This is a genomic window from Nocardioides sp. GCM10030259 (assembly GCF_042666375.1).
In the GTDB taxonomy this organism is placed as follows: Bacteria; Actinomycetota; Actinomycetes; order Propionibacteriales; family Nocardioidaceae; genus Nocardioides.
Map to the genome: position 1 here is coordinate 756,374 of NZ_JBHTDF010000025.1, position 21,034 is coordinate 777,407.

A 21,034-nucleotide genomic window follows, 5' to 3' on the forward strand; every position below is an offset into this window, starting at 1 on the left:
CCCGCGACGGATCACCTCACACCGGCGACCTCGGGCGCAGGCTCCGGCGACGCCGCCGTCTCGCGGTAGCCGTGCCGCTCCCACCAGCGCGCGAGCGGACCCGGTGCGTACCAGTTCCAGCGGCCGAGGAGCTTCATCGTGGCGGGTACCAGGACGGCGCGCACGATGGTCGCGTCGATCAGCAGCGCCACCAGCATGCCGATGCCGAGCATCTTCATGAAGACGATCCCGGACAGGCCGAACGCACCGATCACGACCGCCAGCAGCAGCGCGGCACTGGTGATGATCCGGCCGGTCTTCTGGACGCCGGCGACCACCGCCGCGTCGTTGCGACGGCCCGGATCCGGCTCGGTGAGCCGCGTGGCGTCCCACTGCTCGCGGATGCGCGAGAGCAGGAAGACCTCGTAGTCCATCGACAGGCCGAAGAGGATCGCGAGCATCAGGATCGGCATCGTCGCGTCGAGGTAGCCCGGCGCGACGAAGCCCAGCCGGTCGGCCAGGTGTCCGTCGGAGAAGATCCAGGTGACGACGCCGAAGGAGGCGGTGATCGACACCAGGTTCATCACGACCGCCTTGACCGGCAGCACCACCGACCCGAAGGCCAGGAACAGCAGGGCCAGCATCACGACGACGACGATCAGCCCCATCCAGGGCAGGTGCGAGCCGACCGACGAGATCAGGTCGACGGTGTCGGCGGTGTTGCCGCCCACGAGCACCGTGCCCGACTGCGGCTCGATCTCGCGCAGCGTCTGCACGATGTCCTGCGACCGCTCGGACTGGCCGTTGCTCTCCCACGTCGCCCGCAGCAGCGTGGTGTCACCGGACTCGTCGACCGGCGTGACGTCGACGATGCCGTCGGTCTGCTCGACGTCGTCCACGTACGCCGCGACGTCCCGCTCGGTCGTGCCCTCCAGCAGCAGGTTCGCGGTCGAGGTCTCGGCCCCGAACTCCTCGTTGAGCAGCACCTGCGACTGGTGGGCGGGCGCGTCCTCGGGCAGCACCCGGTGGTCGACGCTGCCCCAGCGGGCGCCGAGGAAGGGCGACGCGATCACCAGCAGCGCGGCCACGGTCACGACGATCACGAGGACCGGACGCCGCATGACAGCGCCGGCCAGCCGGGCCCAGCGGCCGTGCTCGTCGGCACCGGCGACCGCCCGGTGGCGGCGCCAGGGCATCCGGCCGGCGTCGATCCGGCGCCCGAGCAGGCGCAGCGTGGCGGGCAGGATCGTCAGCGCGGCGATCATGGCGACCAGGACGGCCGCGATGCCGCCGTACCCCATGCTCTTCAGGAACGCCTGCGGGAAGATCAGCAGGCTCGCCAGCGCCGCCGCGACGGTCAGGCCGGAGAACATCACGGTGCGACCGGCGGTCGCCATGGTCCGTCGGATCGCGATCGCCGAGGCGTCGGGGTGGTCGGCCGGCAGCAGCGCGAGCTCCTCGCGGAACCGGCTGACGACGAAGAGCGCGTAGTCGATGGCGAGGCCGATGCCGAGCAGCGAGATCACGTTGACCGCGAAGACCGACACCTCGGTGACCGTCGTCAGCAGGCGTACGACGGCGAGGGCGCCGACCATGGCGACCACGCCGACCATCGCGGGCATGGTCGCGGCGACGAGGCTGCCGAAGATCAGCAGCGCCAGCAGGATCACGAGGGGCATCGAGATGAGCTCGGCCCGCTCGAGGTCCTCGGAGGTGATCTCGTTGACGTCGTCGTACACCGCGAACGGGCCGGCGAGGTGGGTGTCCACGCCCTCGGCGTCGAGCGTCGGCTCGACCTCGTCGTAGTTGGTGAGGTAGTCGTCCTGGCTCTCGCCCGCGAGCGAGATCAGCACCTGCGCGGCGTGCCCGTCCTCGGAGACGAGCCCGGCGTCGGGCGCGGACCAGTACGGCACGACCTGGGCCGTGGTCCCGCTCGGCAGGCCGCCGACCACGTCCTCGACCGCCGCGCGGAACTCCGGGTCGTCGGCGGTGAGGTCGTCGCTGGAGTAGATCGCGATGACGTCGACCGATCGGTTGCCGAACGTGTCGCGCTCGGCGTCCAGCTCACGCCAGGACTCCGAGCTCCGATCGTCGAAGCCGCCCTGGCTCAGGGAGTCGAAGACCCCGCTCCCGTACGCCCCGGCGCCCAGCGTGACCAGCACGCCCACGAGCAGGACCAGCACCGCTCGGCGGGCCACGAACCCACCCCATCGATCGATCATCGCCGTCTCCCTCGTCTCCGCCACGGCCCGTTCAGTGAACGCCAATCAGGAAAGTGAACGGTGTAAACCGTAAACGGTGTAAACTGCCGCCGTCAACCGCCCGGTGCGAGGATCTGCGCTTCGGGATCCGGCCGGGCGGGAAGGGAGAAGACATGGGGACGCTGCAGCAGCCGACGCGACGCGAGCGGCAACGCGAGGCGACGTACGACGAGATCGTCCGCGCGTCACGCGCGCTACTCGCCGAGGGCGCCGAGCTCTCGCTGCGGGCGGTCGCGGCGCGGATGGGCGTCACCGCGCCGGCGCTCTACCGCTACGTCTCCAGCTACCAGGAACTCGTCGACCTGGTCGCGTTCGAGGTCGACAAGGCGGCGACCGAGACCTTCCGCGCGGCGGCCGACGAGCTGCCGGAGGACGACTACGCCGGGCGGCTGCTCGCGTCCACGACGAGGTTCCGCCAATGGGCGCTCGCGAGCCCCCGGGAGTTCGGGATCGTGTTCGCCAACCCCGTCGCCGACGCGGCCTGCGTACGCCGCGAGCTGGTGACGCTCTCGTCGTCGGGTCACCTGCTCACCGGCCAGATCCGCGCGCTGTGGGAGCACGTCGGCTTCCCGATCCCGGCCGTCGACGAGCTGCCGCCGGCGGTGCGCGAGAGCGTGCTCGACCCCGTGATCCCGGCCAAGACCGAGGGCCTCGGACCCGAGGACCGCGGCCTGATCTGGGTCTACATGCAGGGCTGGACGCAGCTGTACGGCGTCGTCGCCCTCGAGGTGTTCGGCCACATGGACCCGCGCGTCATCGAGTCCGGCGAGATGTTCATCGACACCCTCCGCCACTTCGCCCCGCGCCTCGGCATCACCGACGACTGGCCCCGGCTCGAGGCGATGGTGCGGGACCGCTTGGGCACTCCCTGACGATCTCGGGGTGTCCGGACGCGTTCGACCCCGAAGACGTCAGGGACTATCCGAGCAGCTCGCCGACCCACTCCGGCACGAGGAGCGACGCCGGACCGTGCCGCGCCTCGTCGAAGAGGTCGGTGCCGGCGCTCGGCTCCAGGTTGAGCTCGAGGGTGCGGGCACCGGCCGCGGCGGCGTACTGCACGAAGCCGGCGGCGGGGTATACGGCGCCGGAGGTGCCGATCGAGACGAAGAGGTCGGCCCCGTCGAGGGCGCCGACGATGCGGTCCATCTCGTAGGGGATCTCGCCGAACCACACGACGTCCGGGCGCAGCGCGGCCGCCCCGCAGCTCGGGCACGGCGGGCCCGGGGCGAGGTCGTCGGACCAGTCGGCGCGGCCGTCGCACGCCAGGCACCATGCGGACCGCAGCCGCCCGTGCATGTGCAGCACCCTCGCCGAGCCGGCCCGCTCGTGGAGGTCGTCGATGTTCTGGGTGACGACGAGCAGGTCGTCGCCGACCTCCTCCTCCAGCCGCGCGAGCGCCCGGTGCGCCGGGTTGGGGTCGACGCCGGCGAGGAAGGCGCGGCGGGCGTCGTAGAAGCGGTGCACGACGTCCGGCTGGAGGTCGAACGCCTCGGGCGTCGCGACCTCCTCGACCCGGTGGCCCTCCCAGAGGCCGTCCGCGTCGCGGAAGGTCGGCACCCCGCTCTCGGCCGAGACCCCGGCGCCGGTGAGCACGACGACGCGCATCAGCGCTGCTCCGCGTAGACGGTGACGGCGTACCCCGCGCCCGGCTCGAACGCGTCCCCGCCCCAGGTGCCGTGGCGCGCCGCGACCTCGAGTCCGTGCGCGGCGAAGGCCGCGTCGACGTCCGCGAGGTCGGTGGGCGGGCAGTCGCCCGGGAGGTGCGCCGCGTCGAGGCCGTGGCCGCAGACGACCACGCCGGCCGGCGCCAGGTGGGCGGCGAGGCGTTCGCACGCGTCGACCAGCGTGCCCGGTTCGAGCAGCGGAATCGTGTTGCCGGCCACCAGGACCAGGTCGAACGTCTCGCCCAGGTCGAACGTCGCGAGGTCGCCCAGCCGCCAGTCCAGCTCCGGAGCCTCGGCCCGCGCGACCTCGATCATCGACTCGTCCACGTCGACACCGACGACGTCGTAGCCCAGCTCCGCGAGGCGTACGGCGACCCGGCCCGTGCCACAGCCAGCGTCGAGCACCCGCGCGGGCGCCGGCACCAGGGCGGCGACGAACGTCGCCTCACCGTGCACGTCCTCCCCGCGCTCGCGCAGGGCGCGGAAGCGCTCGGCGTACTTGGCCGCGTAGTCGTCACCCGCCGTATCCCGGGCGATCCGCTCCCAGCGCGTGGTCACGACGCCTTCCTGCCCCGGGTCGCCAGGGACTTGAACTCGTCCATGAAGACGCGGTGGATCCGGTCGCTGTCGAGCGCGCCGCCGACCGTCCGCAGCTCCCCGCGCGCGAGCCGCTCGCAGACCCGCAGCCAGGCGTGGCCCATGGCGAAGGTGAAGGTGCCGGCGACGCCGGCATTAATCGTGCCCGCGACCGCGGTGCCGGCGCCGGGCACGAACTTGATCAGGTTGCCGACCAGCGAGCGGCCGGCCGTGGTCGCAGCGGCCGTGGCCGCGATCGAGGCGGCGGTGGAGCGCTCGATGGAGATCCCGTAGGTGACGGCGATCGAGGCCATCATCGTCAGCTGGAGGGGGACGAGGATGGCGGCGTCGGAGAAGGGGATCGGGGAGGCCCCGGCGGTGGTCGCCGCCCCGGTCGCCACCTTGATCGCAGCCTCCGCGCGCTCTCGCTTGCGGTCGAAGTCAATGCGCTGAGCCGCCGTGATCGCGTGGGCCACGCCCGAGGGCGCGCCGCGAAAGGTGGCATCGAGGAGCTCCTGCAGGCCGTACGCCGTCTGCCCGGTGAACTCGTCGTCCCGGGCCATCGTGTAGTGGATCAGCCCGTCCTGGATCGGCAGGTCGAGCGCGGCGATGCTGGCCGCCAGCGCCTCGGCGTCGGGGTGCACCCGGGAGCCTCCTCCGGGTCCGACGCTGCGCGGGACCTGGGTGAGCACCAGGATCACCGGCAGCCCGAGCTCGTGCAGCGCCCGGATGAAGTCGCCCTCGGTCGCCTCGAAGCGCCTGTCGCCGGCCCGCACGCAGTACCAGGCGACGTGGACCTGCTCCGCCAGCGGCTTGCGCCGCATGCCGTGCAGGTAGTCCCGCAGCTCATTGATCAGCTGGGCGTTGTCACGGCCGACCTCGACACCGCGGGTGTCGAGCACACCGAGCGTGCCGCTCCGGTGCAGGTAGAGGTGCTCGGCGCGCGTGACCGGCTCACCGATCCCGGTGGCCGCGATCTCCTCGCCGAAGATCGCGTTGACCAGCGTCGACTTCCCGACGCCCGTCTTGCCGAAGATCGCGAGGTTGAAGCGGCCGATCTCCTCGGCCTCGTCCTTCCACGCCTTCCCGAAGGCCTGGCCGAACCACTCGTCAGCGGGCTTCGCCATGGGACAAGCGTCTCAGAGTCGCCAACCCCCGGGCCGTACGACGCTGCCGTCAGACGCGGCCCGTCAGGCCAGGGAGAGGAACAGCTTCTCCATCTTCTTGGTGTCGACGCCGTCGGGACCGCCCTCGGCGAGGCACTGGTGCAGCCCCGTCGCGACCAGCGCGTAGCCGCCCCGGCTGATCGCCTTGCTGACGGCGGCGAGCTGCGTCAGCGCGTCCTCGCACTCCGCCCCCTCCTCGAGCATCCGGATCACCGAGGCGAGGTGTCCGTTGGCTCTCTTGAGGCGCGTGATGATCGCCTTGGTCTCGTCGGGCTCGAGCCGCATCGGAAGTCCTTCCCTTCACCGTCCTGTCGCCGCGATTCTACATCCCCCCTAGGGGTTGTGTTACGGTCGGCGACATATCCCCCCAGGGGGTTGTCGGACACCATCGTCGTCACAGGGAGATTCGATGACCGACCACACGTCGCCGCACGGCAAGGCGGTGCTGCGCGAGCTCGGCCCGCTGCACCGGAACCTCCGGCACGCCATCCCCGAGGTCTACCAGGGCTTCGGCGAGCTCTCGTCCGCCGCGTTCGCCGACGGCGCGCTGGATCGCCGGACCAAGGAGCTCATCGCGTTCGCCATCGGCGTCGTCGAGGGCTGCGACGGGTGCATCGCCTCCCACGGCCAGGCGGCGGCGCGCGCGGGCGCCACCCGGCAGGAGGCGGCCGAGGCCATCGGCGTCACGTTCCTCATGCACGGCGGTCCCGCCACCATCCACGGTGCGCGCGCCTACGAGGCATTCTGCGAGTTCGCCGACTCCCTCGAAGCCGACGACATCCCCGCCTGACCGCTCGTCCCACCGGAAGGACCCGACATGTGTCGCCCCGTTCGCTGCAAGACCTGCAGCAAGACCACCTGGGCCGGCTGCGGCCAGCACGTCGCCGACGTCAAGGCCGCCGTACCCGCTGCCGACTGGTGCCCCGGTCACGCCCCCGCCGAGCGCACCGGAGGCCTCCTCAAGCGACTCCTCGGGCGCTGACCCGCGCGGCCGCGGGCCGTCGACCGTATTGTCAGGGGCGTGACGCTGCACCAGGGCTCGCGAGCGCCCTGGTTCCCGCTGGTCGTCATCGTCCTCGCGCAGCTCCAGATGAACATGAACATCAGCGTGCTGCCCGTGTCTCTCGGCCCGATCTCGGAGGACCTCGACGCCCCGGCGACGGCACCGGCGACGGCCCTGCTGCTCTACTCCCTCTTCGTCGCCGGGTTCGTCATGGTGGGCGCGAAGGTCGGCAAGATCGTCGGCGAGCGGCTGGTGTTCCAGGTGGCCGTCGTCGTGCACGGGGCCTCGATGGCCCTGATGGCGGTCGCCACCGACACGGCCACCATGAACACCGCCCAGGTGATCGCCGGGCTCGCCGCCGCCGCGGGCGTGCCGAGCTTCGTCGTGCTGATCGCGGCGAACTACCCGGGCCGCCAGCAGGCGACGGCGCTCGGCGTGCTGGCAGGCATCCCCGCGGTCGCGAGCGCCGTCACGTTCGTCCTCGCCGGGTTCCTCGCCACGGTCCTGAGCTGGCGCTACTCCTTCGGGCTCCTCGTCGTCGTGTCGGTCGTCGTCCTCGCGCTGAGCTTCCGGCTGAGGCCGATCCCGCGCCAGGCCGGCGTCCGGGTCGACCTGGTCGGCGTGGCCCTCTCGGTGCCCGCGATCGCGCTCATCCTGCTCGGCTTCAACAACCTCCAGACCTGGGGGCCGTTGGTGGCCGAGGACGGCGCGCCGTTCTCAGTGCTGCGCCTGTCACCGGCGCCGTTGCTGATCGTCGCGGGAGTCGTGCTGGGCCAGGGGTTCCTCGTGTGGTCGCACCGCCGCGAGGCGGCGGGCCGGCAGCCGCTGCTGGCGACGGAGGTGCTGGACAGCCGCGAGGAGCGGAGCGCCGTCGTCGCGTTCCTGGTCGCCGGCAGCCTGAGCCTCGCCGTCAGCTTCCTCATCCCGCTCTACATCCAGATCGCCCAGGGCCGCACTCCCCTGGCCTCGGCGGTCGCGATCCTCCCGTACGCCGTCGCCGTGGCGGTCGCCGGCGTGCTGTCGGTGCGCCTCTACGACCGCCTGCCGCCCCGCGCCCTCGGTGTCGGCTCGTTCGTCCTGATCGCCCTCGGCCTGGTCGTGGTCGCGTTCAACGTCGGCCGCGACTGGAGCACCGTCCCCGTCATCGCCGGGCTCCTCCTCGTCGGCGTCGGCGAGGGTACGCTCCTCACGCTGCTGTTCAACGTCCTGGTGTCCGCGTCACCGAAGTCGCTCGCCGGCGACGTCGGCGCCCTGCGCGGCGTGGTCAACAACGTCTCCAACGCCCTGGGCGCGGCGTGCGCCAGCGTGCTGGCCGTCGGCCTGCTGGGCGTGTTCCTCGCCTCGGCGTACGCCGAGTCCGACCTGCCGCCCGAGGTCGAGGCGCGCGCGGTCACCGGCGACTTCGTCACCGACGACCGGGTCCGCGGCATGCTCGACGAGACCTCGGCGACCCCGGACCAGGTGGACGAGGCGGTCGCGATCAACGGGGACGCCGGCGTCCGCGCGCTGAGGTCGGCGTTCCTGGTCGTCGGCGCGGTCGCGCTCCTGGCGATCTTCCCGGCCACGAGGCTGCCGCGCTACGTCCCCGACGAGCTCTCGGCGGAGGACATCCTCAGCGACGGAACGGCTTCAGGATCTCGCGGACCTGGTCCGCCGCCCCCCAGTCGTGGTCGAACTGAGCGATGACCGCCAGGTGCTGGCGGAGCTGGATCAGCGGCATCCGCGAGCGCCAGTCGTCGTCCAGGCCGGTCAGCTCGGCGTACAGGTCGAAGAACCGCTTCGCCTCGGGCGGCGGCGAGGTGCACCACAGGTGGGCGAGGTCGACCTCGGCCCACGTGTAGGAGACCGCCGGGTCGATCAACGCGGGACGGCCGTCGTCGGTGGCGAGAACGTTCTGCACCCACAGGTCGCCGTGGGTCAGGCACGCGGGCCGGGGCGGCAGCAGGTCGGGCATCCGCTCACAGAGGTGCTCCAGCGCGCGCCGGTCCCGCTCGTCCAGGGCGGCCCGGACGCGGCGCTCCGGCACCCACCGCAGCAGGCGGCGCCGGGCGAAGAACTCGTGGCCGTCGGCCGTCCACGTGTTGTCCTGCCGGCGGCCGCCGAGCCAGTTGTCGCGGTGCCAGCCGAACCGGTCGTGGACGGTCGTGGTGTGCAGGCGCGCGAGCGCGTGGGCGAGCCGTTCCCAGAAGGCTTCGCCGGCCGGCCGTGGCGCGAGGACGGACAGGGCCAGCACGTCCCGCGTCACCAGCACGACGTCGGGCGTCACCATCCGACCGCGCTCGCGGAGGACCTCGAGTCCCTCCGCCTCCGCCGCGAACAGGTCGTCCGCCGGCACGTCGGCGAAGGACTTCACGAAGACCGTGGTCCCGTCCCCGCGCGTGGCGAGCCCGGCGAGCGCCGCCATCCCGCCCTCGACCGCCTCGACCGTGGTGACGTCACGCAGTCCCGCGGCGTGCAGGCGGTCACGCAGCAGGGTGGTGGCGGGCACTCAGAAGTACCAGGGGAACGGCGACCAGTCCGGCTCGCGCTTCTCGAGGAACTGGTCGCGACCCTCCTGCGCCTCGTCGGTCATGTACGCGAGGCGGGTGGTCTCGCCGGCGAACAGCTGCTGGCCGACCAGGCCGTCGTCGATGAGGTTGAAGGAGTACTTCAGCATCCGCTGCGCCGTCGGCGACTTGCCGTTGACGAGCCGGCCCCACTCCAGGGCGACCTTCTCGAGCTCGGCGTGCGGGACGGCGCGGTTGACGGTGCCCATGCGGACGCCGTCCTCGGCGGAGTACTCCTGGCCGAGGAAGAAGATCTCGCGGGCGTACTTCTGGCCGACCTGGCGGGCGAGGTACGCCGAGCCGAAGCCGCCGTCGAAGGAGCCGACGTCGGCGTCGGTCTGCTTGAACCGCGCCTCCTCGAGGCTCGCGAGCGTCAGGTCGCAGACCACGTGCAGGCTGTGGCCGCCGCCGGCGGTCCAGCCCGGTACGACGCAGAGCACGACCTTCGGCATGAAGCGGATCAGCCGCTGCACCTCGAGGATGTGCAGCCGCGCCAGCTTCGCCTTGTCGACGCTGTCGGAGGTCTCGCCCTCGGCGTACTGGTAGCCCGCGCGGCCACGGATGCGCTGGTCGCCGCCGGTGCAGAACGCCCACTTGCCGTGCTTCGCGCTCGGGCCGTTGCCGGTGAGGATCACGCAGCCGACGTCGCTCGTCGTACGCGCGTGCTCGAGCACCCGGAGCAGCTCGTCGACCGTGTGCGGCCGGAACGCGTTCAGCACGTCGGGGCGGTCGAACGCGACCCGCACGGTGCCGTGTGCCTTCGCCCGGTGGTAGGTCAGGTCGGTCAGGTCCTCGAAGCCGGGCACGACGTCCCAGTCGTCGGCGTCGAAGATCTCCGACACACCCTCGATTGCGCTCATGGGACGAGAGGCTATCGCCGGGGAATGCGGGCGCTGCCCGTGGGCATTGGGCAGGTATGGCACTGGAAGGCGAGTACGAGCCCAGCCCCGCGAAGTGGGTCCGCGACCAGGTGGAGAAGTTCGAGGCCACCAACGGCCAGGAGGCCAACATCCTGAGGGGCAAGCCGGAGTGGCCGATCGTGGTGATCACCTCGAAGGGCGCGAAGTCCGGCAAGCTCCGCAAGAACCCCGTGATGCGTGTCGAGCGGGACGGCGTCTACGCCGCGGTCGCCTCGAAGGGCGGCGCTCCGGAGCACCCGACCTGGTACCACAACTTCCTCTCCCACCCCGAGGTCGAGCTCCAGGACAAGGGCGAGAAGCACGTCTACCGCGTCCGCGTCGCCGAGGGCTCCGAGCGGGCCGAGTGGTGGGAGCGCGCGGTCGCGCAGTACGCGCCGTACGCCGAGTACCAGGAGAAGACCGACCGCGAGATCCCGGTCTTCCTGCTCGAACGGGCCTGAAAGCCAGCACAATGCGCCTGTGACCACCGACACAGGCCCCTCTGGGCCAGCGCTGCGCAGATCCGCGCTGGCCGAGCCGCTCCAGAGCCCGCCCGCGCGGTGGGTGGCGTTCCTGACGCTGGCGAGCATCGGGTTGTGGGCCGGCTTCTTCGGCCCGATCCAGGTGCTGCTCGCGCAGCAGGCCGAGGCCATCGACGAGGAGAGCAAGAAGCAGATCCTCTCGATCGTGCTCGGGCTGGGCGCGGCGACGTCGGTGGTCTGCAACCCGGTCTTCGGCGCGTTCTCGGACCGGACCCGGTTGCGGATGGGCCGGCGGCTGCCGTGGGTGATCGGCGGCGCGGCCGGTGGCGCGCTGTCGCTGCTGGTGCTGAGCGTCGCCGACAGCGTCGTGGTGATGGCGCTCGGCTGGTGCGGCGTGCAGGCCACCCTCAACGCGATGCTCGCGGCCGTCACCGCCACCGTGCCCGACCAGGTCCCGGTCGACCGGCGCGGCACGATCGGCGGCATCCTCGCGATCGCCCAGACCGTCGGCGTCATCGGCGGCACCGGCATCGCGGCGGTGACCGGCAGCATCGCGGCGGGCTACACCGCGACCGCCGTCGTACTCGTCGTGCTCACGATCCCGTGGTGTCTCGACTCCCGTGACATCCCGCTCGCGCCCGACGAGCACCCGCCGCCCTTCCGGTGGGGCGTGTTCCTTCGCGGTTTCTGGGTGTCACCGCGTGCCTACCCGGACTTCGCGTGGGCGTGGATCACGCGCTTCCTGGTCAACCTCTGCAACGCGCTCGGGCTGCTCTACCTCCTCTACTACATGCAGGACGTGCTCGGCTTCGCCAAGGAGGACGCCGACGACCGCGTCTTCCTGCTGACCGCGATCTACGGCGTGATCGTGATGGCCACGGCGGTCGGCTTCGGCATGTGGAGCGATCGCAGCGGCAAGCGGAAGGTCTTCGTGATCTGGTCGGGCGTCGTCGCGGGCAGCGCGACGCTGATGCTCGCGGTCGTCCAGTCGTGGCCGGCCGCCGTCGTCGCGGCCGTGCTGATGGGCGTCGGCTACGGCATCTACGTCTCGGTCGACTTCGCGCTGATCACCCAGGTGCTGCCGGGCGCCGAGGACCGCGCCAAGGACCTGGGCGTCATCAACATCGCCAACGCGCTGCCCCAGGTCTTCGCCCCCGGCATCGCCGCGCTGATCCTCATCCTCGTCGAGTCGCTCGGCGGCGTCACCGAGACCAACGGCGACGGCTTCTCGGTGGGCTACTGCGTGCTCTACCTGAGCGCCTTCGCGGCGGCCGTGCTCGGCTCGGTGTTCGTCACGCGGATCCGGTCGGTGCCCTGACGGTCGGGTAGTCCCTGACGGGTCAGTGGGCGTGGGCCTTCGCGGCGGCGCGGGCGATCGACATCGCGAGGCCGACGAGGTGGCCGAGGCGGGCGATCTCGGAGTCGAGGAAGGCGGGGCCGCCGCGGCGGCCGATCACCACGATCTCGGTCTTGTTCAGGCGGGCCGCGCAGGCGATGGCGTTGTCGTCGCCCGTCTCGATCGGCGCCGCCCGGTCGATGGGCACCCAGCCGAGGTCGCTGGGAGCGGCCTCGGTCGTGTAGACGATCCCGTCGACCTTGCTCACCCGGAGCGCCCAGTCCACGCGGAACGTCACCGGCAGCAGGTCGATCAGCCGGTCGAGCGCGACCTCGGGATCGGCGGTGAGCTCCTCGACGGCCTCGAGGTCGAGGAACAGGTTGCCGCCGGCGCCGTACCGGCTGATCCAGACGACGCGTACGCCGTCGAGGGCGTTGCACGCCGACACGATCGAGTCGGGCATCCCGCCCGGCGCGGTCTCGAGCAGCACGTCGTCGACGGCCACGCCGTCGTGGCGCTTCTCCACGATCTCGATCGCCTCGATGTCACCGCCGGCCTCACCGATGGCCGCCGCGAGTCGCCCGAGCGAACCCGGCACGTCGGGCAGCTCCACACGCAGCAGGAAGGGCATCGCACACTCCAATCTGCCCCTGACCATAGACCCGATCGATTGCGCAGGTGTTTCGCCCTGATCAGTCCGCGGAAGCCGCCAGGCGGAGCCGCAGGCCCGTGGCACGCTGTGCGCGCGTGGCGACGGCCGCGCGTACGGCGGCCTCGGAGCCGACCACGCGCACGTGCTGCCGAGCGCGGGTGACCGCCGTGTAGAACAGCTCGAGGGTGAGCAGGCGGGAGCCCTCCTCCGGCAGCAGCACCGTCACCCGGTCGGCCTGGCTGCCCTGGCTCTTGTGGATGGTCATCGCGTGCATGGTCTCGACCGCGTCGAGGCGGCCGGGCGCGAACTCCTTGAGCCGCTCCGACCCGGCCACGAACGCGCGCCGTCGCGCTCCCTGCCGCACCACCACGCCGGTCTCGCCGTTGTAGACGTCGAGCGCGTAGTCGTTGCTGGTCACCAGCAGGGGGCGGCCGACGTACCACTCGCCGTAGACGTCCACGTCGGGGTCCTCGCCGAGCCAGCGCTCGACGCGCTGGTTCCACCGGCGTACGCCGTAGGGCCCCTCGCGGTGGGCGCAGAGCAGCCGGTAGCGGTCGAGCTCCTCGATGGCCCGCTCCGGGGCCTCGGCGGTCGCCGCCTCCCACACCGCCCGCGCCGCGGCCAGCGACTCGGGCCGCAGCGCCGCCTCGACCTCGGCCTCGTCGGAGGTGTCCACCCACGAGACCTGCTCCGAGGGCCGGCGGAGCACGTCGAGCGCGAGGTCGGCGTCGCCGGCGCGCAGCGCCTCGGCGAGCGACTTGATGTCCTCCTCGGAGCGGAAGTTGGTGCTCAGCGCCGAGACCGGCGAGTCCGCGCGATCCTCGAAGCCGGCGACCAGGTCGCTGAGCACCGCGCCGGCGCCGACCGAGGTGAGCTGGCGCGGGTCGCCGACCAGCACCAGCCGGCAGTCGGGCCGCAGGGCCTCGAGCAGCCGGCCCATCATCGTCAGCTCGACCATCGAGGACTCGTCGACGACGACCACGTCGTACTTGAGCCGGTTGCCGCGGTCGTGGCGGAAGCGGGTCGCGTTGTCGGGCCGCCAGCCGAGCAGCCGGTGCAGCGTCAGCCCGTCGAGGCGGCCGACGAGCCCGGGCGCCTCGGGCCACGACTTGGCCACGACCGCGAGCTCGGAGGCGACGGCCTCCTGGAGTCGGGTCGCCGCCTTGCCGGTGGGTGCGGCCAGCGCGATCGCGAGGCCGCCGTCCGCCTGGTCGGCGAGCAGCGCGAGCAGCCGCGCGACCGTGGTCGTCTTGCCGGTGCCGGGGCCTCCGGTGAGGATCGCCGTACGACGGCGCACAGCCGCCACGACGGCGTCCCGCTGCTCGTCGCTGAAGTGCTCGCCGCGCACCTTCGTGAGCGCGGCCTCGAGCCGCGCCTCGTCGACCGCGGGTGCGGCGAGCGCGAGGCGCGCCTCGAGGTCGTCGCAGACCTGCGTCTCGAGCCGGTGGTATCGGTCGAGGTAGAGCAGGCCGAGCTCCCAGTGGAGCGCGCCCGCGGCGACCAGCGCCGACGCCTCGATGGCACGCGCCCACTCGTCGCGGTCAGGCCAGGCGAGCTCGGGCGCCGTGTCGGCGACCGTGGCGAGGTCGAGGCAGACCGAGCCGCGGCGCACCGCCCGCACCGCGAGCGCCGCCGCCAGCAGCACGCGCTCGTCGTCCTCGCCCCCGAGCACCCCGAGCCGGGTCGCGACGTGGACGTCGGAGGCGGTGAGCACCCCGGCCGCGTTGTACGTCGCGAGCAGCCCGCCGGCCCCGGTCGCGATCCGCCAGTCGTGCTCGACCGGCTCGAACAGCTCCGTCATCGTGCCCCGCCGTCCAGGAGGTCGGACAGTTCCTCGACCAGCGCGACGGGGGGACGCCACGCGAACACCCCGCAGGGCGCCCCGTCGACGAGCGGCGTCTCGGGTCCGCACATGCCGCGCAGGTAGAGGTAGAGCACGCCGCCGAGGTGCTGCTCCGGGTCGTAGCCGGGCTGCCGCCAGCGCAGGAAGCGGTGCAGCACCGCGGCGTAGAGCAGCGCCTGGAGCGGGTAGTCGGAGTGGCCCATCGCCTCGTCGAGCGCCTCGGGCCGATAGCTGTGGGCGGTCAACGGCTCGTCGACCGGGCCGAGCCAGTTGGTCTTGTAGTCGACGACCAGGTACGTCGGGCCGGGGAGTCGCAGCACGACGTCGACCGACCCGGTGAGGTAGCCGCGCAGGGTCTGCTCCCCGAGCGGACCGGCGAGCTGCTCGGCGTACGCCCGCACCGGGTCGCCCGCGGGCAGGTGCCGCTCCAGCACCGGCGCGAGGTCGCCGAGGAGGCCGTCGCCCAGCGGGAGCTCGAACTCCATCTCGCGCAGCCGGTCGGCCAGCGGGACCTGCCGCAACGTCGTGCCTGCCAGCGGACCGAGCGGGGAGTCGCAGACGGCGACCAGCGCGTCCGCCAGCTCCTCGCGGTCGAGCTCCACGGGCCACCAGCCGAGCTGCTCGTCGATGTGGCCGAGCAGCTCCGCGCGCAGGTCGGCCGCGTCGGGGTCCGTGTGCTCGAGCACCGCGTGGACCAGCGACCCGAACGTCGCGCCCACCGGCAGCCCAGCCATCGGCGACGGCACGTCACCGACGACCGGCGTCGGCGCGACGACGAGCGCGGGTGGTTCCTGAGGAGGTCGTTCTGCGACCGTCTCGAAGGGCTCGAGCGCTTCGTCGTCCTTGCCGGTCACCTCGGGCTCGCTGACGACCGCGCCGGCCGGGCCGGTGGCGACCTCGAGCCTGCTCAGCGAGGAGTACGACGCGCGCCGCCACTCGGTGTCGACCTCACGAGTGAACGACCGCGCCACGAGCGGCGGCGGCTCATCGGCGGGCGGGTCATCTCCCGGGTCCTGGTGCACGGCCGGCTCGGGGGACGGACCGCCCCGGTCGCGCCACTCGGCGAACAGCGGGACCACCGCGTCGTCGTCGGGCACCGGCGGGGCGTCGGGCACCTCCGCGGCGTCGGCGGCGCGCATCAACATCCGGTGGAGCGGGGACGCGACCGCGTTCTTGGTCGGCGCCCACCACGCGACGACCTGCGACTTGGCGCGGGTGATCGCGACATACAGGAGCCGCAGCCACTCCCCGGCCTCCTCGTCGGCCCACCGTCGGCAGTGGTCGCCCCAGTCGGCGCCGGCCCCGCCGACGTCGAGGCAGCGGTGGCCGTCGTCGTCGTGGAAGAGCGGCCGGGTCGGCTTGGGGACGAACCGGTCGGCGAGGGCGGGGAGGTAGACGACGGGGTACTCGAGGCCTTTGCTGGCGTGGATGGTCACGAGCTGCACGGCGGCGGCGTCGGAGTCCAGGCGCCGGGTGCGCTCGATGCCGCGGCCGGCGCGGCCCTCGGTGACCTGCTCGCGCAGCCAGGTGAGCAGGGAGACCAGCCCGTGGCGCTCGGTGAGCGTGACCTCGTGGAGCGCCTCGCCGATGTGGCGCAGGTCGGTCAGGCGACGGTCGCCGCCGACCTCGGCGAGCACGCGCGCCGGCAGGCCCGCGACGTTGGCCGCCTCGAGCACCGCCGCGAGGCCGCGGGTCGTGAAGAGCTCGACCCAGGCCCGCAGGGTGTCGGCCACCTCGTCGGTGAGGTCGTCGCCGCGGCGGTCGAGGTCGGCGGCGGTGTGGCCGAAGAAGCAGGTGAGCGCTGCCGACCGCACGCGGGTGCTGCGGTGCGGCTGCTCCAGCGCCTCCAGCAGCGTCAGCCACTCGACGGCGGCGGGCGTCGCGAAGACACTGCCACCACCGGCGATCACCGCCGGCACCCCGACGGCGAGCAGCGCCTCGCGCACGGCCGCGAGGTCGGCGTGGCGGTAGCTGATGACCGCGATGTCGCGCGGCCGGATCGGCCGGTCGCACCACGTCGCACTCGACGCGAGCAGGCGGCGTACGTCGAGGGCGAGGTCGCGCGCGACGTGGGGCCGCACCTGGCCGACCGTGAGCATCGTGCCGCCGCGGCGGTTGAAGGTCTCGCGACGCACGACCCGCACCCGGAAGGGATCGGGCACCGGCGCCCCCGCCAGGCGGCTCTCGCCGTGGTGGGCGGTCACGTCGCGCACCACGATCCGCTCGTCGCCGAGCGCGGCGCCGGCGAGCAGCCGCTGGAACGAGTCGAGCAGCGGCTTGTCGCTGCGCCAGTTGACCGCGAGCGTCTGCCGGGTCCGCGCGGTCTCGGCCGCCTGGAGGTACGTCGTGACGTCACCGCCGCGGAAGGCGTAGATCGCCTGCTTGGGGTCGCCGATCAGCACCATCGTGGCGTGGCCGGTGAACGCCCGGTCGAGCACCTGCCACTGCACCGGGTCGGTGTCCTGGAACTCGTCGACCAGCACGATCTGCCAGCGTTGCCGCATCCGCTGCGCCGCCGCGCCGTCCTCGTCCTCGAGCGCGTCGGCGAGCTGGGACAGCAGGTCGTCGTAGGACAGGATGCCGAGCCGGCGCTTGCGCCGGTCGAGCTCGACGCGGACTGCGTTGGCGAAGCTGACCTTGCGGCCGGCGACCGTGCTGCGGTCCTCGCCGGTCGGCTCGAGGCGGGCCTGCGGGTCGCCGACCGCGGCGCGCGCGATCGCCATCGCCTCGGCGTGGGTGAAGACCGGCCCGCCCTCGTCGAAGGCGAACGCCCGCAGGAAGAGGTCGTCGACGGTCTCCTTCACGAGGTCGTCGAGGTCCTCGACCAGCCGGGCGCGGGAGTCGGTGTCGCCCGCCGTACCGAGCGAGTCGAGCACCATCGAGCAGAACTGGTGGGTGGTCGCGATCGTCGCCGCGTCGAAGCCGGCCAAGGCCTCGGTGACCCGCCGGTGGCCGAGCCGGCGTCGCTCGGGGTCCCACCCGCGCAGCAGGGTCGTCAGGTCCGAGTCGGTGACGACCCCGATCGCCGGGTCGTCGCTGAGGACGCGCTCGGCCTCGACGAGCTGGGCGCGCACCCGCTCCCGCAGCTCCTGGCTCGCGGCGCGGCCGAACGTCACCACGAGCATCTGCTCGAGCCGGGCGACCCCCTCGGCGACGTACCTCGTCACGAGGGCCCCGATCGTCCAGGTCTTGCCGGTGCCGGCGCTGGCCTCGAGGAGCACGGTGCCGGTGGGCAGCGGGCCGCAGATGTCGAAGGGGCTCACAACGGCCCCACCTTCTCGGCGCCGGTGAGCAGCGGCTCCCAGATCCGCCAGGCGTAGTCACCCAGGCCGTCGTCGAGCAGCACCCGCAGCGGCGCGCGGGGGCCCCACACGCGCTGGTGGTAGGCGTCGTCGTCCTCGCCGGTGATCCCGAACTGGTTGTGGGGGTCGGTCTCCCACTCGCGCCGCGCGGCCTCGGCGGGCGAGAAGTCCTGTCCCATCTGCTCGCGCAGGTGGGCCTCTGCCCACGCCGCACCGGTCGCGACCGGCACCGGCAGCGGCTCACGGAGCCCACGCTCGCGCAGGTCGACGAGGTCGCGCAGCCAGGCGACGGCGCGGTGGTCGAGCGGCCCGGACAGCGCACGCTTCGGGCCGGCGCGCTCGCGGCCGACGGCGTGGGCGGTCCAGTGCTCGTCGGGGTACGACGAGCTCAGCGCCAGCAGGTCGACCCAGGTCTGGAGCCGCTGGCGGGCCTTGAGCCGTGAGTAGCCGAGCGAGACGACCCGGCTGCCGTAGACGCCCGGCACGGTGCCGGTGACCCGGCGCCCGTCGCCGAGGTCGACATCGACGTCCACCGAACGGCGCTCGCCCTGGCGCAGGTCGACGGTGCGCGTCCAGAGCCGTTCGCACTCCTCGGTGACCTCGGTGAGCGCGGCCCGGCCGAGACCGCCCGGCGGGAGCGTGCCGGCGAGCTGCTCGGCGGTCATCACCGCGACCGGGTCGTGCCCGGCGAGCAGCTCGCGGAGCAGCCGGTCGCCGACCTGCCACTTCTCCAGGTTGTCCAGCGTCACCGGGATCGCGTCGGCGAGGTCGTCGGGCTCGAACGGCGTCGCCACGTCGAGCCGCTCCCGCAGGAACGCCCGCACCGGGTGGACGAGGAACGCCTTGAGGTCCTGCAGCGAGACGTCCTCGTGGGTGCGTTCGGGCAGCGGGCCGTGGAGCAGCGGCGGCGGCTCGTGGCGGACGCTCCAGGCCGAGCGCGCCCCGGCGTACGCCGCCGTGTCGAAGCTGAACGGCCGCTCGGGGGCGAAGTTGCGCGCGTCGTACGGCTGGAGGGGGTGCCGGGTCTCGATGCGGTCGCGGACGGGCTCGGCGGTGGTGCGGTCGGCGGCGTCGAGGATCTCGCCGAGAGGTACGGCGGGCGGGCGGGACGCGCCGGACTGCTCGTCGGCGCCCGTGTAGGTGATGACGAGGCGCTCGGTCGCGGCGAGCACGGCGTCGAGGAGGAGCTGCCGGTCCTCGCTGCGGGCGTCGCGCTCGCCGGTGAGCGGCCGGCGGCCGAGGACGTCGTCGCCGTCGCGCGCGCCCGCGCGCGGGAAGACGCCGTCGTCGAGGCCGACCAGGCAGACCACGCGGTGGGGCACCGAGCGCATCGGGACCATCGTGCAGACGGTGAGCGTGCCGGTGCGGAAGTTGGCACGGGTGGGGCGACCGGCCAGTCGGGACTGCAGCATCGCCCGCACGTCGGAGAGCCGCAGCTCGATCTCGCCCTCGCGTGACGACGCGGCGGCCCGGGAGAGCTCGCGCTCGAACTGCGGCAGCTGCCACGCGTCGTCGGCCGCGACGTCGGTGAGAGCGCGGACGCCGTCGCGCAGCCGCGCGGTCCACTCGGCCACGGTCCGCGCGTCAGCCAGTCCGTTCAGCGTGGTGGCGAGCCGCTCGACGAGCTCGGCCAGCCGGCCCGCGAGGTCGATCTCGTTGCTGCCGACGTCGTCGAGCGGCAGGCCGCGGCCGAGGTGACGGTGGTCGTCGCCGCTCATCACGACGCCGAGCAGGATGCGGTCGAGACCGGCTCGCCAGGTGTTGTGCTCGAACCGCTCCATCCCGAAGGTCCGGCGCGTGTCGCCGTCGATGCCCCAGCGCACTCCGGCACGCGACACCCAGCGGTTGACCCGGTCGAGCTCGTCGTCCGTGAACCCGAACCGCCGCCGGACCGGCTCCCGGCCCGCCAGGTCGAGCACGTCGGCTGCGGTGACCCGACCGCCGGACAGCTCCAGCACCTGGCCGGCGACGGCGAGCAGCGGGTTGGTGCTGGTGAGCGCGCGGTCGGCGAGCTTGACGCGGAGCAGGTGGGCCGGGTGCCCGTCGGTCGTCGCGAGCCCGAAGCCGGCCGAGATCAGCGGGGCGTAGGTCTCGATGTCGGGACACATCACGAGGATGTCGCGCGGCTCGAGCGTCGGGTCGTCCTCGAGCAGCCCGACCAGCACCTCGCGCAGCACGTCGACCTGACGGGCCGACCCGTGACAGGCGTGCACCTGCAGCGTGGTGTCGGCGTCGTCGAGCTGACGGTCGGCGCGCTCGGCGTACGTCGGGGCGTGGTTGGCGCGCAGGTCGTGCTGGAGCCAGCCCAGCAGCGTGCCGGCGTCGCCGCCCGGGGTCGGCACGAGCTCCGCGTCGATGCCGTCGAGCGTGCGCCGCAGCTCGCGGGCGTCGCGGCCGAGCGAGGCGAGCAGCGGATGACCGACCCGCTCGGCCGAGGTGTCCTCGTCGCGCGGCACGACCCCGCCGAGCCCGGCCAGGTCGTCCCAGAGGGTCGGCGAGGGCTGGGGCAGGAAGAGGTGGACGTCGCGGTTCTCGCCCAGCGCCCGCAGCAGCTCGACCTCGGTGCCGGGGATGCGGGTGTGGCCGAAGAGGCTCAGCCGTCCGGGCAGCGGGAGGTCCGTGCCGCCCGCCTTGAGCGCGGCGCAGGTCTCGGTGTGCCGGACGTCGGGCGGCGGGGCGTCGACCTTCCCCAGGAGCCGCCGCCACAGCTCCGCCTGCCAGCGCAGGTCGTCGGCGAGGTCGCCGTCGTCGCCGTCGCGCCAGCCGGTGACGAGCGACGGTCGCTGCACGGCGTACGACGCGAACAGGCTGGCCAGCCGGATCGCGACCGAGTAGCGGCGACTGCGGCGCAGCTCGCCGTCGGGCCCGTCGAGGCCGTGGCCGAGGTGCCGGGCGAGCGTGGCGAACCCGGGGTCGTCGAGGCTCTCGTCGATCGTCGCGAGCAGCGGCCAGACCAGCCGCTCGGGGTCCCACGGGTCGTCGCGCTCGCGGCCGAGCAGCAGGCTGACGAGGCTGCGCGGGTTGAGGAACCGGACCCCGGCGCACACGCCGTCGCCGCCCCGGGGGCCGGTGCCGAGCCGGTGGCTCAGGCGCTGGGTGAGCCAGCGCTCCACTCCCTTGGCGGGGACGACCACGACCTCCTCCGCGAACGGGTCGTCGAGGGGTGTCGCGAGCAGGTCACCGAGGCGGTCGGCGAGGACGTCGGTCCGCGCGGCTCGGTGGATCTGCAGGCTCACGCGCCGACCCTATGGGGTGCCGGGGACAAGGCCGGTGGGCCGCCGGGAGTTTCGTCGACCCCGACGGACCCGGCTGCGACGATCCCGGG

The 21,034-nt window shown here is 73.1% G+C and carries 17 protein-coding genes; 6 read left to right on the plus strand and 11 right to left on the minus strand.

Annotation, left to right across the window (positions count from 1 at the left end; translation table 11 throughout):
- Positions 1-11 precede the first annotated feature (11 nt).
- The gene (locus tag ACFQQI_RS23065; protein WP_378568944.1) at positions 12-2,201 is read right to left on the minus strand and encodes an MMPL family transporter; all 2,190 of its coding nucleotides are present in this window, start codon (positions 2,199-2,201) and stop codon (positions 12-14) included.
- A gap of 152 nt (positions 2,202-2,353) precedes the next feature.
- Between ACFQQI_RS23065 and ACFQQI_RS23070 the strand changes: the two genes are divergently transcribed.
- Positions 2,354-3,112, plus strand: coding sequence for a TetR/AcrR family transcriptional regulator (locus tag ACFQQI_RS23070; RefSeq protein WP_378568945.1), 759 nt, complete (start codon positions 2,354-2,356; stop codon positions 3,110-3,112).
- Between the two features lie 46 nt (positions 3,113-3,158).
- Here ACFQQI_RS23070 and ACFQQI_RS23075 read toward each other — a convergent pair whose 3' ends face one another.
- The 4 genes from ACFQQI_RS23075 to ACFQQI_RS23090 all read right to left on the minus strand — a co-directional run bounded on the left by ACFQQI_RS23075 (position 3,159) and on the right by ACFQQI_RS23090 (position 5,931).
- Positions 3,159-3,845 carry an NAD-dependent deacylase gene (locus ACFQQI_RS23075; protein ID WP_378568946.1) on the minus strand — a complete coding sequence of 229 codons (687 nt, stop codon included), beginning with the start codon at positions 3,843-3,845 and terminating at the stop codon, positions 3,159-3,161.
- Positions 3,845-4,462: a class I SAM-dependent methyltransferase gene (locus tag ACFQQI_RS23080; protein WP_378568947.1), complete on the minus strand. Its 618-nt coding sequence runs from the start codon at positions 4,460-4,462 to the stop codon at positions 3,845-3,847. Before ACFQQI_RS23080 ends, ACFQQI_RS23075 begins: the two co-directional genes overlap by 1 nt.
- Positions 4,459-5,607 (minus strand): GTPase family protein, encoded by a 1,149-nt coding sequence (locus ACFQQI_RS23085; protein WP_378568948.1) that lies wholly within the window; start codon positions 5,605-5,607, stop codon positions 4,459-4,461. The genes ACFQQI_RS23080 and ACFQQI_RS23085 overlap by 4 nt, the downstream gene beginning before the upstream one ends.
- A gap of 63 nt (positions 5,608-5,670) precedes the next feature.
- Positions 5,671-5,931 (minus strand): metal-sensitive transcriptional regulator, encoded by a 261-nt coding sequence (locus ACFQQI_RS23090; protein ID WP_378568949.1) that lies wholly within the window; start codon positions 5,929-5,931, stop codon positions 5,671-5,673.
- Positions 5,932-6,055: 124 nt separating this feature from the next.
- Between ACFQQI_RS23090 and ACFQQI_RS23095 the strand changes: the two genes are divergently transcribed.
- From ACFQQI_RS23095 to ACFQQI_RS23105, 3 genes are read left to right on the plus strand one after another with little or no spacing between them, the layout of a single operon-like run.
- The gene (locus ACFQQI_RS23095) at positions 6,056-6,436 is read left to right on the plus strand and encodes a carboxymuconolactone decarboxylase family protein (protein ID WP_378568950.1); all 381 of its coding nucleotides are present in this window, start codon (positions 6,056-6,058) and stop codon (positions 6,434-6,436) included.
- A gap of 27 nt (positions 6,437-6,463) precedes the next feature.
- Entirely contained in the window at positions 6,464-6,628 is a 165-nt protein-coding gene (locus ACFQQI_RS23100) for a hypothetical protein (protein WP_378568951.1), read from the plus strand.
- Between the two features lie 39 nt (positions 6,629-6,667).
- Complete coding sequence (locus tag ACFQQI_RS23105; RefSeq protein ID WP_378568952.1) at positions 6,668-8,335, plus strand: MFS transporter; 1,668 nt, start codon at positions 6,668-6,670, stop codon at positions 8,333-8,335.
- Here the strand turns inward: ACFQQI_RS23105 and ACFQQI_RS23110 are convergent.
- Together ACFQQI_RS23110 and ACFQQI_RS23115 are read right to left on the minus strand one after the other, a co-directional pair.
- Positions 8,262-9,137, minus strand: a complete 876-nt coding sequence (locus ACFQQI_RS23110; protein WP_378568953.1) for a fructosamine kinase family protein — start codon at positions 9,135-9,137, stop codon at positions 8,262-8,264. The two genes, ACFQQI_RS23105 and ACFQQI_RS23110, sit on opposite strands and share 74 nt — an antisense overlap.
- Positions 9,138-10,055, minus strand: a complete 918-nt coding sequence (locus ACFQQI_RS23115) for a 1,4-dihydroxy-2-naphthoyl-CoA synthase (protein WP_378568954.1) — start codon at positions 10,053-10,055, stop codon at positions 9,138-9,140. It abuts the gene before it with no gap.
- 56 nt (positions 10,056-10,111) lie between these two features.
- Between ACFQQI_RS23115 and ACFQQI_RS23120 the strand changes: the two genes are divergently transcribed.
- On the plus strand, positions 10,112-10,555 hold the full coding sequence (locus ACFQQI_RS23120) for a nitroreductase family deazaflavin-dependent oxidoreductase (RefSeq protein ID WP_378568955.1): 444 nt from the start codon (positions 10,112-10,114) through the stop codon (positions 10,553-10,555).
- Between the two features lie 19 nt (positions 10,556-10,574).
- Entirely contained in the window at positions 10,575-11,894 is a 1,320-nt protein-coding gene (locus tag ACFQQI_RS23125) for an MFS transporter (protein WP_378568956.1), read from the plus strand.
- 22 nt (positions 11,895-11,916) lie between these two features.
- Here the strand turns inward: ACFQQI_RS23125 and ACFQQI_RS23130 are convergent, their stop codons facing one another.
- The 4 genes from ACFQQI_RS23130 to recC form a co-directional block, all read right to left on the minus strand.
- Positions 11,917-12,543, minus strand: coding sequence for an ACT domain-containing protein (locus ACFQQI_RS23130; RefSeq protein WP_378568957.1), 627 nt, complete (start codon positions 12,541-12,543; stop codon positions 11,917-11,919).
- Between the two features lie 61 nt (positions 12,544-12,604).
- Positions 12,605-14,365: an exodeoxyribonuclease V subunit alpha gene (recD, locus tag ACFQQI_RS23135; protein WP_378568958.1), complete on the minus strand. Its 1,761-nt coding sequence runs from the start codon at positions 14,363-14,365 to the stop codon at positions 12,605-12,607.
- Entirely contained in the window at positions 14,362-17,670 is a 3,309-nt protein-coding gene (locus ACFQQI_RS23140; RefSeq protein WP_378568959.1) for a UvrD-helicase domain-containing protein, read from the minus strand. The genes recD and ACFQQI_RS23140 overlap by 4 nt, the downstream gene beginning before the upstream one ends.
- A complete protein-coding gene (gene recC / locus ACFQQI_RS23145; RefSeq protein ID WP_378568960.1) occupies positions 17,667-20,945 on the minus strand; it encodes an exodeoxyribonuclease V subunit gamma in 3,279 nt (1,092 codons plus the stop codon). The genes ACFQQI_RS23140 and recC overlap by 4 nt, the downstream gene beginning before the upstream one ends.
- Positions 20,946-21,034: the final 89 nt, after the last annotated feature.